Genomic DNA, 15,865 nt, shown 5'->3' on the forward strand with positions numbered 1-15,865 from the left:
GCTTATTGAGTATGGATTTCCAACCCAGCCCGTCACATTCTGCCGACAACCCAGTTGAAATACTGCACGGCTCTATCGAACGCGTGACGTTTCATAGCGAGGCCTCGGGATTTTGCGTGTTGCGGGTCAAGGTCAAAGGTTATCGGGAATTGATTACGGTGATCGGCTCGGCCGCCAGTGTCACAGCGGGTGAATACATCGAATGCCTGGGTTGCTGGGTTAATGATCGCCAACATGGCCAACAATTCAAAACCATCTCGTTAAAAATCGTGCCCCCGACCACGTTGGACGGTATCGAAAAATACCTGGGTTCAGGGATGGTCAAAGGTATCGGTCCCCATTTTGCCAAGAAACTGGTCAAAGCCTTCGGTGAGCTGGTGTTCGATGTGATTGAGCAAACACCCGAGCGTCTGTTGGAATTACCAGGAATTGGTAAGAAACGCCAGGAGCGTGTGACCAGTGCCTGGGCTGAACAGAAAGTGATTCGGGAGATCATGGTTTTTCTGCAATCCCATGGCGTCGGTACCTCGCGTTCGGTGCGCATTTACAAAACCTACGGTGATCAGGCCATCGAGAAAGTGCGCGAAAATCCCTATCGCCTGGCACTGGATATTCACGGCATCGGCTTTAAGACGGCTGACACGCTGGCCCAGAAGCTAGGCATCGGCCCGCAATCCCTGCTGCGAGCGCAAGCGGGTGTCCGGCATGTCTTGCAGGAATGGTCCGGCGAAGGCCACTGCGCTGCGATTCGCAGCAATCTGTGCGAAATGGCGGCGAAGCTACTGGAAATTCCATTGCCGATTATCGATCAAGCGATCGCGGCAGAATTAACCGAAGGCAATTTGATCGCCGAAATCGACGGCAGCGACGAATTCATTTTTCTGACGCCTTTACACCGTGCTGAAATAGGTTGTGCCGTCCATCTGAACCGATTAAATCAAGGTGATGCGACATGGGGTGTGATTGACGCGGATAAAGCCATTCCTTGGGTTGAAGGGCAAACTGGCATGACCTTGTCGCAGTCGCAAGCTGCAGCAGTTCGGCTGGTACTCCAGCATAAAGTCTCGGTGATCACTGGCGGCCCCGGTGTCGGTAAAACCACGCTGGTCAACAGTCTGCTCAAGATTCTCAAAGCGAAACGGGTGCGAATCGGTTTGTGCGCCCCGACGGGTCGAGCGGCAAAACGTTTAACTGAATCGACTGGCATGGAAGCGAAAACCGTTCATCGTCTACTGGAGTTCGATCCGACTCAGTTTGCCTTCAAGCATAACGACGAAAACCCGCTAGACCTCGATTGCTTGGTGATCGATGAGTCGTCGATGATGGACGTGGTGTTGATGAATCAGTTGCTAAAAGCCATACCGACGGAGGCTGCGGTTTTAATTGTTGGTGATGTTGATCAATTACCCTCCGTCGGCCCCGGATCGGTGCTGGCCGACATCATCGATTCCGGTCAAATTGCCACCGTGCGTCTGACAGAGATATTCCGCCAAGCCAGTACCTCAAAAATCATCACGAATGCGCACCGGATTAACCACGGGCAAATACCTGTGGTGGATAAAACTGAAAGCCTCAGCGACTTTTATTGCCTCTACGCCGAAACACCTGAGGAGATTTTCGCAAAATTGATGCACGTCGTCCTCGAACGGATTCCGCAGCGTTTTAAATTTCATCCGGTCAACGACGTGCAGATTCTGACGCCTATGAATCGCGGTGGCCTGGGAGCGCGGTCGTTGAACGTCGAATTGCAAGCGCGGTTAAACGGACACAGCGAACCCAAGATTACCCGTTTCGGCAATACCTATGCGCCGGGTGATAAGGTGATTCAGCGGATCAACAACTACGACAAGGAAGTCTTCAACGGCGACATTGGAGTGATCAAAGCCATCGATCTTGAAGAAAGCCAGGTCAAGATCTTATTCGACGATCGGGAGGTCGACTACGAATTCAGCGATTTGGACGAAATTACGCTGGCATATGCAACCAGCGTGCACAAATCGCAAGGCTCGGAATATCCGGTGGTGGTGATTCCAATGGCCATGCAGCATTTTATGCTGCTGGAACGCAATCTGCTGTATACCGGCGTCACGCGTGGCAAACAATTAGTCGTCGTGATTGCCCAGCCCAAAGCGCTGGCGATGGCTGTGAAAAATCAAAAATCACAGCGCAGAATTACTCATCTGGCGGCTAGACTGAATAAAAATCCATGACGTCTATTAGCTAAAACTGTCTTGAATGAAGTCAATTACAGGGCTGTCGGCCATACTTTCCAACTTCAAGAGTTCATGTATTCGTTGAATCAGCTGAATGTCAGGTATTAGGCGAGCAAACTTACATTTTCACAGAATAACAACGGCCAAAACCAGTCACTAACAACTCTTTAAACTCCCTTCTTTGGAGGTCCGCACGTCACCCGTTTTCTGACACTGAAAATCCTGTAACTTCCTTTAATTTTTATGCTGTAGCGTTGCCATACCTGCAATACAGGGAAGGCATTAAAAACAGATTCAACAACGTCGAGGTAATCAAGCCACCGAGTATCACTACCGCCATGGGGTATTCGATTTCGTGGCCGGGCACGTTGCCTTTGAGGATTAGCGGTAACAGGGCCAGACCGGCACAGGCAGCGGTCATTAGTATCGGTGCCAGACGTTCTTCGGCGCCACGCATCGCCAATCCTGCTCCAAATACCTGGCCTTCTTGTTGTTCCAGATGTCGATAGTGGCTTAACAGCATGATGCCGTTTCGGGCAGCAATACCCAGTACGGTGATGAAACCGACCAGCGAGCCGAGCGACAGTACCCCGCCACTTAAAAACGCTCCCACAACGCCGCCGATCAACGCAAACGGCAAGGTTAACGCCACTAAAAGCACCAAGCGCAGCGAGCGAAAATCGACATGCAGTAACACCAGGATGCCCAGCAATGAAGCCAAGCTCAACCACGCCAGCCGTTCGCTGGACGCTTGTCGTGCTGCGTATTCGCCCAGAAATTCCGGGTGATAGCCTTGCGCAAACGTCAGGTTTTTCACGCGCCTTTCAATTTCTCTCGCCACGCCACCTAAATCGTTGCCACTGACATTGCAGGTAACGTCGATTCGGCGCGAGGCGTTTTCTCGTTTGATTTCGTTCGACGTGGGTGCAATGTAGATGTCCGCCACATCGCCCAACGGCACGCGTGCCCCGGATGGCGTATCGATAGTGAGTTGTCTGAGTGCAGCGAGATCATGACGGACCCGCTCAGCACCCCAAACCGTCACGTCGATGACTTTTTGGTCACGGTAAATTTCGCCAACCTTACTACCTTTGATTAGTGTGGCTGCGGCCCGGCGCACTTGACCGGCTGTCAAACCAAAGTTGGCCGCCACGTCAGGCTTAAGCCGTATCTGTATCTGCGGTACCAATATTTGCGGCTCCACCTTGAGGTTGGCGATGCCGGGCACATCATTGATAGCTCTACTGACTTCGGACGCCTTATCTCGTAGCACATCCAAGTCAGGTCCGTACAAGCGCACCACCACGGTCGCACTGGCGCCGGTCAGCACTTCCTTGATCCGTTCGCGCAGATAGGTCAACACATCGCGGTACAGACCCGGATAACCTTCGACGACGGCCTGGATTTTCGCCACGGTACTGTCGTATTCGACCGCCGTATCTAAACTAATCCATAGCTCGGTAAAGTTCGGGCCCACCACTTCGTCGGCGACTTCAGCTCGGCCAATGTGCGAACCGAAATTGCGTACACCGGGAATCGCCCTTAGTTCCTTGCTGACCTGTATCGTAATGCGGCGCATGGCTTCCAGCGATGTGCCAGGCTTTTCGACCCAGTGCATCAAAAAATCGGTTTCCTTGAAGTTGGGCAGAAACGATTCACCGAGTCGCGGTAAAGCGATGGCTGTCGATATAAAAGCCACCATCAGGAAACCCGTCGCCCATTGCGGACGGCTGACGATAGCCGGCAAGAGCTGCCGATAATGCCGTTTTAAAACCTGCGTCAGCGGCGCTTCGCTTTGGCGTGGCTTGGCATTCGGTAATAGCATCAGGCACAAGGCCGGCGTCACGGTCAGCGCCACCAGCAGCGAAGCCAGAATCGCCAACAAATAGGAAAACGCCAGTGGCCTAAAAAAGGTGCCGGCCAAGCCGTCCAGGAAAAACACCGGCACGAACACCAGCGCGACGATCAAACTGGCAAACACCACCGCGCTACGCACTTCCAGCGAGGCCTTCAAGACCACCCGGAAAGTTGACAGCGGATGAACTGCCTCTCGGTTCAACCGCAACCTGCGCATGATGTTTTCGACGTCGATAATGGCGTCATCCACCACTTCACCAACCGCAATCACCAGGCCGGCCAGTACCATGGTGTTAAGCGTGCCGCCGCGCAAATAAAGCACCACCGCAGCCGTTAGCAGCGACAGCGGAATCGCCGACAGGCTGATCACGGCGGTTCGCCACTCGAACAAAAAGACGATCAGAATGACCGCGACTAGAATGCAACCCAATATCAGTGCATCACTTAAATTATCTAACGAACGTTCAATGAAGGTTGCCGGACGAAAGATAGTCGGATCGATGTCGACCTCGTGGAGACCGGGTTGCAAAGCCGCCAAGGTCGCTTCGACCTTGCGAGTCACATCCAAGGTATTGCCCCAGGGTTGTTTTTCGACGATCAGGAGCAAACCCGGCCCATCGTTGATCACCGCATCGCCAATCGGCGGCGGGTGACTTTCAACGATTTCAGTCACATCGCCCAAGCGCAATGGCGCACCGCCAGTGAACTGCACCACGGTGCGGGCCATATCGTCCGGTGTTTGCAGCGAAGACACATGTGTCACCGGCAGGCGTTGATTGGGTAGATCGACAAAACCCCCAGCCGATACGGTGGCCGCATCGCCCGCCGCACGCACCACCGCATCCAGCGTCACGCCGTTGGCGGCCAGGCGATCAGGATCAACCAGTACCTGTAACTGCCGATCACGTTGCCCCCAAATGGCTACGTTGGCCACACCCGGCACCGCCATCAAGCGTGGGCGAATGGTCCACAAAGCCAATTCGGACAATTCCATCTGCGATAGTTTTTTCGATGAAACGCCAATCTTCAGCGCCCGACTGGTGGACGATAACGGCGATAACATCACCGGTGCGCGAGCCACGGCCGGCAGGCGTGGTGTGATGGTGGCGACGCGCTCCTGCACCAACTGTCTGGCCCGCATCAAATCCGAGCCCTCCTGAAAGATACAGACCACTGACGACAGACCCAACACCGACTTGGAACGTAGGGTTTTTAGCCAGGCCGTGCCGTTGACCGCGTTTTCCAAGGGCACGGTGATCAGGCTCTCCACTTCCTCTGTGGACAATCCGGGTGCTTCAGTCTGTATTTCCACCAGCGGCGGCGCGAATTCCGGGAACACGTCCAACGGCATTTGCCGGGCGGCTTGCACACCCAATATCACCAGTACCACAGCCAAGGCCAACACTAATAGACGTTGGCGTAAGGCAACAGTAATCAACCAGCGCATCATTTGCCGACTCCAAATTCGGTGCCGAACAATTCGGCCACACCGGAAGTAACCACTTCGATACCCGCCACGATGTCGCCCGTTATGGCGGCTTGATCGTCAACCACCTGCAGTACCTGTACCCGTCGGCGCATATACCTATTGGTTTCCAACACTTCATATATCCAGCTGCCACCACTTACGTCATGCACAATCGCCGACCAGGGTACGACGAGATTTTCGTCATCCGTACGCAACGGGATTGAAACACCGACCCGCTGACCGGGGCGGAATGCGGCATCCGAATTTTTCACTGCGTAGAACAGATCGACCGTGGCGGCCACCGGATTGGCGGAAGGCGGCGCTGCAACCGGCACGGCAGGACGAGAGACATTTTCAGGCGAATCTTTTAGCCCGCCAACACGGGCTTGGGCGGCGGTGTTCAATCCCGATAAATCATCAACATAGACAGGCACCCGCACCCAAAACGTGCTGCGGTTGTTGACGTCTAACAGCGCGGGACCAAGCAAATCGCGGCGTTCGTGCGCGGTTTTCAGATTGGCCTCGGCCAAGCCTAGCTGTATTCGTGCATCATCGACCGAGCGTTCGGTGCCCACCTTGTCGCGGCGCATCTGTTCGGTGCGATTCAAGGCTATCTGCGCGGCTTGCACTTGCACCTTGGCCTGCTCCACCTGACCGTCGGCGTCGATTTGCGATTGCGCCAAACGCACGAGCTCTGCCGGTGCCAGCGATGGCAGGATGGTATAAACCGATTGGCTGTTACTGTTTGCTGAAGCATTCAGCGCCGGCAGTGTGATCTCGCCGCCGAACAAGCGCGTTCGCGTTAGTGGTCGCTTTACAACCTTTGTGGTGACGATGCCGAGCCGGTTGGCTGCTTCAGCTGTCAAGACAACTTTGGTCAGATCACTTTCCTTAACGGGATGCTCGATTTTGGCAGGCGGCGGCGATGTGGATTCGGCGGCCGATAGGTTGCTGGCTAATAGTAGTAAGGCTGATAGCAGAAGCCGATACGTCAATGGCGTGTGGTTTGGATACGCGGGTTTCATAGAGGCCCAACCGTGGAGTCTAATAATTAGTGAATTAAGCGGGCTTCAGATGCTGGCCGACGCTGCGTTCCAGTTCTGCGCGGGCGCGGCGTAAATCAGCGGCGGCTTGCGCGGTTTTCAATTGCGCGTCCAGCCAACGGCGTTGGGTTTCGAGCACGAAGAGGTAGGTGACATTACCGGCCGCATAGGCGTTTTCAGCATCCTGTATGGCAGTTTGCAGCGGCGGCAGGATAGTCTGTTGCCACTGTTTCAGGCTTTCACTGGCCTGTTGCAATCGGGCATGGGCTTCTCTGACATCCAAGGCAATCCGTTGTCGGGTGGCGACATATTGCCTTGCAGCTTTATCAAAACGGGCCTGCGCTTGCGCGATACCACCTTGGTTTTGATTAACGATAGGCAATGTCACGTCTAAGCCTGGTCCTGCCAATAAGGGCCCGTTCACTTGCTTGGCGTTGAGGCTGGCGGTGAAATTAAATACCTCGGCGCGCGCCAAGCCGATACGTTCGCCAGCGGCTTCTACATTAATTTCTGCGGCACGTAGATCGGGGCGAGCCAGTAACGCCTCCGCGACCAGTTTTTCCGACTCAAATTTTTCGCCATTAGCTAAGGCTTCCGTACTGATGGCATTGGGCCACTGTTCCAGACTCAGGCCGACCAGATGCCGTAAACGCTCATTCGCTATCTCGCAATCGTGTTGCAGGCGGCTGTGTTGTTCCTGGGCTTGCAGGGCATCGACTTGAGCATTGGTGACTTCCAGCTCGCTGGCGTCGCCAGCGCGCAACCTAGCTTGTGTGAGTTCGGCGATATTGTGACTCAGGCTTACAGCGGCTTGAGCCAGTTGCAGGCGTTCTTTGGCTAACGTTAGCTCGGCATGCGCCAATCTGACGTCGCGAATCAAGTCCAATCCAGTCTGCACCAGGCGTTGCGCGGTTTGTTCAACATCCAATTTAGCCAACTCGACCCGTTGCGGGCGCAACCAGAAAATTTCCAACGGATAGCGTATCGTCAGTTCCAAAGGTTTTGCCCCCCAAGGTACCAACATCGAAAAAGTGGGGTTGGGCAGCATCCCAGCTTGCACAAGATCGGCGCGAGACAGGCCTAAATCCGCCAAGGTCGCGCGAAAGGCCGCATTGTTCCATAGCGCCAAACTGATCAACTCGTCATCGGATAAGCCGTCATTTAAAGCGATATTGGCGGGCCATGCGGTTTCGTCGGCACCGGTTTCGGCAAAATGCTGACCGGTACGTCGCTCCAGATCGTCGGCAACGTCATTCAAATCCATGCCTTGTGGAGTACAGGCCGTCAACGACAAAGCGAGAATCGTTATTGGAAAACGACTGGAAGCAAAAGGCGTCATGCGCTCGCCTCCGGGAATGTCACAATCACCTTGAGGCCAATGCCGCCATCCCCATCGACCAGCCTAATATCAGCCTGATGCTGCTCGGCTATTCGCCGCACAATGGATAAGCCAAGACCACTGCCGGATTCAGCGCTATTCAATACGCGGTAGAATCGGTCGAACACGCGAGCCCGCTCATCCAAGGCAATGCCTGGGCCGGTGTCGTTGACTTCCAGACGAATCGCAGTGGCTTCGGAGGTGACACTGACGTCAATCCGTGCATCTGCTGGTGAATAGCGGATGGCGTTATCGAGCAGATTGCCGAGCAGAATGCGCAGCGCCTCTTCGGTACAGGCAACCCTGACATGATCCGCGCGCGACAGGCCGAGATCGATGTGGCGATGGGCGGCTTGCGGGGCAAAATCGGCTACCACGTTCCGCGCCAAATCATCCAAAAATAGCGGGGTGAGCGGATAATCGCCAGCCTCCGGATCGAGGCGAGCCAAAATCAGCAATTGCTGAACCAGATGACTGGCACGGGCTATACCTTGCCGTAAGGTTTGCATAGCTAGATCACGCTGAGCGGGTTCAGTGGCACGCTCGGCCAGTTGTGCCTGCAAGGACAGTGCAGTGAGCGGACTGCGCAGTTCGTGCGCCGCATCGGCAGTAAACTGGCGCTGTGCCGCCAGTGCCTGATCCAATTGACTCAGCAGCGTGTTTATTGCGCTGACTAAGATGCTAACTTCTTCCGGTAAGCCCTTATTCGGAATCGGAACTAATGAATGAGGATTGCGACACGCCACCGCTTCAGCGACTTGAGCCAATGGCGCTAAACCGCGACCAATCGCCCAGCCAACCCATAAAGCTAATCCCGGCAGTAAAATCAGTAACGGCGTCAATACATGCAAGGCAACTTCGTTGGCGGTTTCACGGCGTTCTTGCGTCGTTTGAGCGACCTGGACAAATCCACTATCGGTTTTTAAATTAAATACTCGCCAGTCTTGGTTCTGCCAGTTAAGCGTGTCGTATCCCAGTTTTCCGCCTTGCGGTAATGGCGAAAACGAATGGGATCGAAACAGAATTCGACCATCCGGGCCACGGGTCTGACTGACTAGGTCAATCCCATCGCTGTTTAAACCAGAGCTGTTTGTGTTGGGTTTAACATCTTGCAAGCTGTTTGAATGGGACAAGGAATAAGCTGCTTCACGCAACACCTTGTCGAATAGTTCGTCAATTTCTTCGTGAACGTTCAGCCAAGTCGGCACGGCAAACGTGATACCGGCAACCAGCAAGACGGGTATTAACCAAAGGGTTAGCCGGTTGCGAATAGAAGTAGTCATGGCTTCACCACTTTAAAACCGACGCCACGGACATTAAAAATAATGTCGACACCGAGTTTGCGGCGCAGATTGTGCAGGTGGACATCGACCGCATTACTCGCCACTTCCTGGCCCCATCCATAGAGGCGCTCTTCCAATTGCGGACGAGACAGTACAGCACCCGGCTGTTCCATCAAAGCATGTAGCAATGCGAACTCGCGGGCGGATAAGTCAACTAAGGTTTCGCGTAACCAGGCCTCGTGACTCAGCGGGTTAATGCGCAAGGCGCCGTATTCAATGTCTGAAGTGCCGCGTCCAGCACTTCTGCGTACCAGCGCATGAATACGGGCAACGAGCTCTTCCAAGGCAAACGGTTTGACTAGATAATCGTCGGCGCCGTTATTAAGACCGGCGACTCGATCACTTAGCCCATCGCGTGCTGTTAGGATTAACACCGGGATGGCGTTGCCGGATTTACGAAGTTCGACCAGTAGCTCTTGGCCCGATAGGCGTGGAAGCCCTAAGTCGAGCAACAATAAAGCGTACTCGCTCGCCGCATGTGATAGGGCTTGTTTGGCTTGCTCCCCGTCTTGTACCCAATCGACCACGAAGCCATCCAGCTGCAATCCATCCCGGATCGACTGGCCGATCATCGGATCGTCTTCCGCTAATAACAATCGCATGTTGACCTTTAAAGTTTCTTCATCTGGACAACAGTGTAAATGATCAAGATTTAAGTAATAGTTAAGGCGCTTCGAATGTTCGGGAAGGTATCTATAGCGGTCGTTCGTTATTGGAGTTGATCAATGGCGGCTTGGGGTCGGTTGGGTACAGTGACGAACGGCAGCTTTCGGGAATCGCAATTCAATGTCAGCTTTCCGGCGATGAATCTAAAGAGTGGACGGTCAAGACCCGACCCTTTGCGGTCTATCGCCTGACGTGATTCAATGGCGGCATTTGGATCATTACTAGACATAACTAACTCTACCAAATGATATACAGAAAGGAAAATGTCCAAGGGGGCTTATGCTGAATCGCGGATCGGAATGGCGCAGGTGGGAACCACATATCCATGCGCCCGGCACCGTCATGAACAATCAATTTAGCGGGCCGAATGCATGGGACGACTATCTCACGGCGCTTGAACAGGCGACCCCGATCATCGAGGCGATTGCCGTCACCGACTATTATGTCACCGACACCTACCAAGAAGTCCTGCGACACAAGGCGGCGGGGAGACTCCCTAATATGGGACTCATCTTCCCCAATGTGGAAGTGAGGCTTGATGCCGCGACCTCAAAAGGCGGTTTCGTCAACTTACACCTGTTCGTGAGTCCTGAAGATCCACAGCACATTGATGAGCTACAACGGCTGCTATCACGCCTGCATTTCAACGTGATGCAGGATAGGTTCGACTGCACACGCGACGATCTGATCAGGTTGGGCAAGAGAGCAGACCCGAATATTACCAACGATGGAGCGGCGCTTACCTACGGTGCCAGCCAATTCAAGGTCAGGTTCCAACAGCTTCGGGAAGTGTTCACGGAGTACAGTTGGGCCAAGAAAAACATCCTAATCGGCGTGGCTGGCGGTTCGACCGATGGAACATCCGGCATCAGAGAGGCGGCTGACCAGGTACTTCGACGAGAGATCGAAGGGTTTGCTCATGTAATATTAGCTAGCAGCGAGACACAGAGGGAATTCTGGCTTGGGAAAAAGCCTTCGATGTCTGCTGCTGACGTTCGCGGGGTGTACGGTGGACTCAAGCCTTGTCTTCATGGAAGCGATGCCCATGACCTAGCAAGTGTTGCCTCGCCGTTCGGAGATCGTTTCTCCTGGATCAAGGGCGGACTTGAGTTCGACTCACTGAGGCAAGCATGTATCGATCCAGCGGATCGGGCACATATTGGCTCTGAACCGCCGACGTCTGCAACACCCTCTCAGGTGATCTCCGGGATAGATATTCTTGATGCACCCTGGATGACGACGCCAAGCATACCTCTCAATCCTGGGCTCGTAGCAATTATCGGGGCTCGTGGTTCTGGCAAAACAGCGCTGGCGGATATGATCGCGGCAGGTTGCGACTCTATTCCGTACGAGGCATGGAGGGCTGGAGAGTGGGCAAATCCATCGTTTCTTGCACGGGCGAGACCATTAGTCGGTGACGCAAAGGTCAAGGTAAGTTGGGCTGCGGGAGATCCTGAAACGCGAGCACTCGATGGCTCTGATGCCAACGGCCCACTTAGTTATGAACGCGTACGGTATCTATCGCAGCAGTTTGTCGAAGAGCTCTGCTCTTCAAACGGGCTGGCAGACGGTCTTCTTGGCGAGATCGAACGTGTAATCTTCGAGGCGCATCCCGATGATGCCCGAGACGGTGCGTTGGAATTTTCTGAACTACTGGAACAACGCGCATCACGGCATCGCTTAGCACGCGCTAGAGAAGCCGAGGCAGTTTCCCAGATTTCAGACCGCATCAGCACGGAACTGGAGAAGGAGAAGCTCGTCGCTAGCTACGAGGCGGAGGTGGCGAAGAAGAAGAAACTGGTCGATGCCTATACATCCGATCGCGCTAAACTGGTGTCGAAAGGGAGCGAGAAGAGAGCCCAACGACATACGGAATTAGCTGGTGTCACTCATGAGATTCAGGCAAACCTCCGTCGGTTCACGAATCAACGGCAGGTTTTTCTCGCTATGCAGGATGAAGTAAATGACATGCGTCGTAATCAGGCTCCTGAGGCTCTGCGGCAAGCACAGTCGCGCCATACCCATAGCGGCATTTCCGAACAGGATTGGGCTGCCTTTTTGTTGGACTATTCCGGGCCGGTCGATGAAAATCTCACAGGATACGTGAAGTGGGTCGATAGCGAGATTAGCAAACTCAAGGGAACAGTGCCGCCACTTGGCGATCCCAATGCTCCGTATTTCCCAGACGACACTGATCTCAGTAAGCTTACGCAGGCAATATTATTAGCTGAGATGGAGCGGCTAGAGAAGTTGGTCAACGCCGATAAGGAGGCACAACGCCGCTACGCAGCTCTATCTAAGAACATTGCGACGGAGTCAGCGGCACTGCAAACACTAACTGACAAGTTGGAAGATGCCAAAGGTGCAAGAGACCGCGCCCTCGGATTGCAGACTGACCGTGAGGCAGCCTATGGCAGGGCATTTGAAGCGCTCATCGCTGAGCAATCGGTACTGGAGGAGCTCTACTCACCTTTAATGAAGAGACTGGCGTCGTCGTCAGGGACACTAAAGAAGCTTTCGTTCTCCGTCGCACGAATTGCAGATGTGGAACTATGGGCAGGGGCGGCAGAGGAAGGTCTTATTGACCTAAGAAAGCTGGGGGCCTTCCGGGGAAAAGGAACACTTCAGCAAAAGGCAAATGAGGTGCTGAAAGCTGCTTGGGAAACAGGGGATTCTACTGGGGTGGTCGCGGCAATGGCGAAATTTCGGCAGCTTTACCAGAAAGACCTATTAGACCATTCCCCTGTAGCGCGAGCGGACCAGGCAGAGTTCCGCAAATGGTCGAAAAGCTTTGCCCAGTGGCTATTCAGCACCGACCATATTCAGATACGCTATGGAATCGACTACGATGGAGTCGACATCCGCAAGCTGTCACCGGGTACGCGCGGTATAGTTCTCTTGTAAGCGATCTTCGAACGACGTACTTGAACTGAATTGGATAATGTCCTGGCAATTAGAAAGTGATTAAGCCGTTTGATCGGCGAGCCTCCAAGGCAACAATGCTTCGAAGTCCTCAGCGGTTTTCGCCGTGGGGAGCTTTCGGAACAGATCGACCAGATAGGTGTATGGGTCGATACGATTAGCCTTGCAGGTTTCGATCAGCGAATAGAGATTGGCGCTGGCACGGGCGCCGGCCACTGTGTCACAAAACAGCCAGTTGCGGCGTCCTACGACAAACGGGCGTATGGCGTTTTCACAGAGGTTGTTATCAATAGGCCAAGCACCGTTATCGATGAAACGAATCAGTTTGGGCCATTGCGACGATAGGTAATGTAAGGCTTTGCCTAGCAAACTGCCGGGGGTGACCGCATGCAGATGCTCTACCAGCAAGCCTTCGATCTTAGCCAATACCGGTTGACTTAACCGTTGTCGTTGTTGCCCACGTTGTTCGACGCTCAGGTCTTTGGCCTTGGCTTCAATGGCATACAACTCGCTGATCGCGGCAATAAATTGTGTCGCCAGTGATTCCGGACCACGCGCGGCTTTGGGGATGGCCGCTTCGGCTTCGACAAAATAGCGGCGTGCATGCGCCCAACAGCCGAGGTGAATGACACCGCGCACCGCCGCAATGGCGTTATACACTTCATAGCCGTCGCTCATCAGTACCGCGTCGGGTTTGATGCCTTCATACAGCGGCTGCGCATGCGTTCCGCCGCGACCCGGCGTGTAGCTGAACAAGCGGATCGGCGGCCCGGAACCGGTCATTTGTGCCCACAAGTAACTTTTGCTTTGCGCGGCGCGCCCGGATTCCTTGAGTACTTGAACCACGGTTTCGTCGCCCAGGATCAGAGCGGCATCGAGTAGATGGTCGCGCAACAAGTTGATGACAGGTTGCACGGCATGGCCAACCCGCACCATGCTCGCCGCCAGGGTGTTACGCGACAGATCGCCGCCGAACCGGCTCAACAGCGCAGCTTGCCGATACAGCGGCAGACTATCCTGGTATTTGGCGGTTGCCACCCAGGCCAATGCGGTTTCGGTCAGCAAGCCTTTGGGAATAATGCGCGCCGGTGCCGGCGTGACCCGAAGGCTGTTGTCGCAGCAGGGGCAGGCATATTTGATACGGTGATGCTGAATCACCCGCACCTGTTGCGGCACGATGTCGAGTTGTTCACTGATTTCCGCACCGATTTCCACCAAGAGCGCGCCGTCATAGCCGCAGATGCGTTCGGCTTCCGGCAGTTCATGGCGCACGATCTCGCGCGGCAGATGCGGGTCGAGTGGTTTGCGGCCGCGCTTTTTGCGGTTGTGACCAGCCACCTCAACCGTTTCGGGAGTGCTTTCCTCGGCCGCCGGCGTACCGTTAGGGGCTAAGGCTTCGGCTTCGTTCAGGAATAGATCGTGTTGGGCAGGATTGGCCCGCGCTTCGGACTTGGCGGCATATAGCTTATGCAAAAACGCATCTACGCGTTCTTTCAATAAATCACGCTCAATGATCACTAACCGCAATTGCTGAGTCAGTCGTTGTTGTTCGGCCAGCAAGGTTTGGTGGTCGGACAACAACGCTTGGTATTCGTCAGCGGACAGCGTGATTGTGGTCGTCATGCCGCTATTTTACGCGATTTAAGTCATTGTTTCAGCTGGTTTTTGTATAGATTCGCGCCGGATGCGGTCGCATCGCCGCCAGATCAATACCGGCTAATAGCCAGTGCAGTTGTTCGACCGTTAAAGTCACCACGGGGGCCTCTTTCGGCCAACAAAACCGATCCGTCTCCAGCCGCTTGATCATCAACCAAAATCCGGTGCGATCCCACAACAGCAGTTTGATCCGATCTCGGCGCCGATTGCTGAATACGTAAATGGCAGGTTCGAACGGATTCAAGCCTAAGGCTTGTTCTACCAGCAATGCCAAACCATTGATCGCCTTGCGGCCATCGACCGGCTCGCGGTGCAGGTAGACCTTCAATCCGGCGTCGAAACGGAACATGGTAGTTCGGCCAACGCCCTCAAAATCAACGGCAGATCGCTGAGTGCGACAGACTGCATCGCAAGTTTAACGCCGTTGGGTAGCTCCGCACTGAATATCGACTCAACCGATTGTTCAACGTTTAGCGACTGAACGGGTACAAAAGCCGGCAATGCTAATGAACTGTTCCGACCAGCATGGCCAGTTTCACGGTAATGCCCCATCCACTTGCGGAGCAGATTGGCATTGATACCGTATTCCAGCGCGACCTTGGCTACCGATATACCCGGTTGCAAGCAAACTTCTACCAACTCCCGCTTGGCTTCCGGATCATAAAGACAACGGCCGTCTCGCCCGTGCCCCACGATTAATGGCCGCGATATTCGCGTGCTGTGCTCCTTCATAGGTGTCCACCTTGTGATAAGTGGACACTATCTTCACTCCTTTCGGTCTGCTTATACAGACGCGGTCAAAAGATCGCTTACGTTCTCTTGCTTCTCTATCTCGGTTTGGATGACAAAGACGACCGACCTCTTCTCATAGACCAGCCAGAAGAGAACCTCGATCCGAAATCGGTCTTTGACGAATTAGTGCAGTTGTTCATCGAAGCTAAGTCGCACCGTCAGGTGATCATTGTTACGCATAATGCGAACCTCGTAATCAACACAAATGCCGATCAAATTATTATTGCGGAGGCGGGGCCTCACCCTCACAAAGCCTTGCCGCAGATTTCTTATTGGTCGGGGGGGCTTGAGAACGCCGAGATTAGGAGTGTCGTTTGTGAAATTCTCGAAGGAGGCGAAGCGGCGTTTCGGGAACGGGCGCGACGTCTGAGAGTTCGATTGGAGCGGTAACACAATTAGTGCGTATTCCGACCAAAAACAGCCAGCCATTCCTATTGAAAACAGCCACCGATTCCGGTCGCAAAACCGCCACCAATTCCGATATGATTGCGCCAGTAGCGAATGAGGGCTTTTGGAAGCTGCGAATT

The 15,865-nt window shown here is 54.2% G+C and carries 11 protein-coding genes; 3 read left to right on the forward strand and 8 right to left on the reverse strand.

Annotated features, from left to right (window positions below; all coding sequences use genetic code 11):
- Window positions 1–11: 11 nt before the first annotated feature.
- A complete protein-coding gene (gene recD2 / locus METH11B_RS0100765; RefSeq protein WP_026600325.1) occupies window positions 12–2,210 on the forward strand; it encodes an SF1B family DNA helicase RecD2 in 2,199 nt (732 codons plus the stop codon).
- 244 nt (window positions 2,211–2,454) lie between these two features.
- Here recD2 and METH11B_RS0100770 read toward each other — a convergent pair whose 3' ends face one another.
- Genes METH11B_RS0100770 through METH11B_RS0100790 form a run of 5 tightly spaced genes read right to left on the reverse strand, consistent with a single transcriptional unit; the run spans window position 2,455 to window position 9,904 of the window.
- Window positions 2,455–5,520: an efflux RND transporter permease subunit gene (locus METH11B_RS0100770; RefSeq protein ID WP_231499559.1), complete on the reverse strand. Its 3,066-nt coding sequence runs from the start codon at window positions 5,518–5,520 to the stop codon at window positions 2,455–2,457.
- Window positions 5,517–6,563, reverse strand: a complete 1,047-nt coding sequence (locus METH11B_RS0100775) for an efflux RND transporter periplasmic adaptor subunit (RefSeq protein ID WP_026600327.1) — start codon at window positions 6,561–6,563, stop codon at window positions 5,517–5,519. The genes METH11B_RS0100770 and METH11B_RS0100775 overlap by 4 nt, the downstream gene beginning before the upstream one ends.
- A 34-nt stretch (window positions 6,564–6,597) precedes the next feature.
- The gene (locus tag METH11B_RS0100780) at window positions 6,598–7,920 is read right to left on the reverse strand and encodes a TolC family protein (protein ID WP_026600328.1); all 1,323 of its coding nucleotides are present in this window, start codon (window positions 7,918–7,920) and stop codon (window positions 6,598–6,600) included.
- A complete protein-coding gene (locus METH11B_RS0100785) occupies window positions 7,917–9,242 on the reverse strand; it encodes an ATP-binding protein (protein ID WP_026600329.1) in 1,326 nt (441 codons plus the stop codon). The genes METH11B_RS0100780 and METH11B_RS0100785 overlap by 4 nt, the downstream gene beginning before the upstream one ends.
- On the reverse strand, window positions 9,239–9,904 hold the full coding sequence (locus tag METH11B_RS0100790; protein WP_026600330.1) for a response regulator transcription factor: 666 nt from the start codon (window positions 9,902–9,904) through the stop codon (window positions 9,239–9,241). The genes METH11B_RS0100785 and METH11B_RS0100790 overlap by 4 nt, the downstream gene beginning before the upstream one ends.
- Before the next feature lie 343 nt (window positions 9,905–10,247).
- On the opposite strand from METH11B_RS0100790, the gene METH11B_RS0100795 reads away from it, so the two are divergent.
- Window positions 10,248–12,872: a TrlF family AAA-like ATPase gene (locus METH11B_RS0100795; RefSeq protein ID WP_036276540.1), complete on the forward strand. Its 2,625-nt coding sequence runs from the start codon at window positions 10,248–10,250 to the stop codon at window positions 12,870–12,872.
- A 60-nt stretch (window positions 12,873–12,932) separates the two neighbouring features.
- On the opposite strand, the gene tnpC is transcribed toward METH11B_RS0100795, so the two are convergent.
- Genes tnpC through tnpA form a run of 3 tightly spaced genes read right to left on the reverse strand, consistent with a single transcriptional unit; the run spans window position 12,933 to window position 15,278 of the window.
- On the reverse strand, window positions 12,933–14,513 hold the full coding sequence (gene tnpC, locus METH11B_RS0100800; RefSeq protein WP_026600332.1) for an IS66 family transposase: 1,581 nt from the start codon (window positions 14,511–14,513) through the stop codon (window positions 12,933–12,935).
- A gap of 31 nt (window positions 14,514–14,544) precedes the next feature.
- On the reverse strand, window positions 14,545–14,895 hold the full coding sequence (gene tnpB, locus METH11B_RS0100805; RefSeq protein ID WP_026600333.1) for an IS66 family insertion sequence element accessory protein TnpB: 351 nt from the start codon (window positions 14,893–14,895) through the stop codon (window positions 14,545–14,547).
- The gene (gene tnpA, locus METH11B_RS25940) at window positions 14,871–15,278 is read right to left on the reverse strand and encodes an IS66-like element accessory protein TnpA (protein ID WP_231499560.1); all 408 of its coding nucleotides are present in this window, start codon (window positions 15,276–15,278) and stop codon (window positions 14,871–14,873) included. Before tnpA ends, tnpB begins: the two co-directional genes overlap by 25 nt.
- On the opposite strand from tnpA, the gene METH11B_RS0100815 reads away from it, so the two are divergent.
- Window positions 15,267–15,728, forward strand: coding sequence for an AAA family ATPase (locus METH11B_RS0100815; RefSeq protein ID WP_269319463.1), 462 nt, complete (start codon window positions 15,267–15,269; stop codon window positions 15,726–15,728). The two genes, tnpA and METH11B_RS0100815, sit on opposite strands and share 12 nt — an antisense overlap.
- Window positions 15,729–15,865 lie beyond the last annotated feature (137 nt).

The organism is Methylomonas sp. 11b, from assembly GCF_000515215.1.
In the GTDB taxonomy this organism is placed as follows: Bacteria; Pseudomonadota; Gammaproteobacteria; order Methylococcales; family Methylomonadaceae; genus Methylomonas.

Excerpts from the sequence above, each read along its gene's own strand:
- recD2 (WP_026600325.1), top strand. The coding sequence starts at position 12 with ATGGATTTCCAACCCAGCCCGTCACATTCTGCCGACAACCCAGTTGAA.
- METH11B_RS0100770 (WP_231499559.1), bottom strand. The coding sequence starts at position 5,520 with ATGATGCGCTGGTTGATTACTGTTGCCTTACGCCAACGTCTATTAGTG.
- METH11B_RS0100775 (WP_026600327.1), bottom strand. The coding sequence starts at position 6,563 with ATGAAACCCGCGTATCCAAACCACACGCCATTGACGTATCGGCTTCTG.
- METH11B_RS0100780 (WP_026600328.1), bottom strand. The coding sequence starts at position 7,920 with ATGACGCCTTTTGCTTCCAGTCGTTTTCCAATAACGATTCTCGCTTTG.
- METH11B_RS0100785 (WP_026600329.1), bottom strand. The coding sequence starts at position 9,242 with ATGACTACTTCTATTCGCAACCGGCTAACCCTTTGGTTAATACCCGTC.
- METH11B_RS0100790 (WP_026600330.1), bottom strand. The coding sequence starts at position 9,904 with ATGCGATTGTTATTAGCGGAAGACGATCCGATGATCGGCCAGTCGATC.
- METH11B_RS0100795 (WP_036276540.1), top strand. The coding sequence starts at position 10,248 with ATGCTGAATCGCGGATCGGAATGGCGCAGGTGGGAACCACATATCCAT.
- tnpC (WP_026600332.1), bottom strand. The coding sequence starts at position 14,513 with ATGACGACCACAATCACGCTGTCCGCTGACGAATACCAAGCGTTGTTG.
- tnpB (WP_026600333.1), bottom strand. The coding sequence starts at position 14,895 with ATGTTCCGTTTCGACGCCGGATTGAAGGTCTACCTGCACCGCGAGCCG.
- tnpA (WP_231499560.1), bottom strand. The coding sequence starts at position 15,278 with ATGAAGGAGCACAGCACGCGAATATCGCGGCCATTAATCGTGGGGCAC.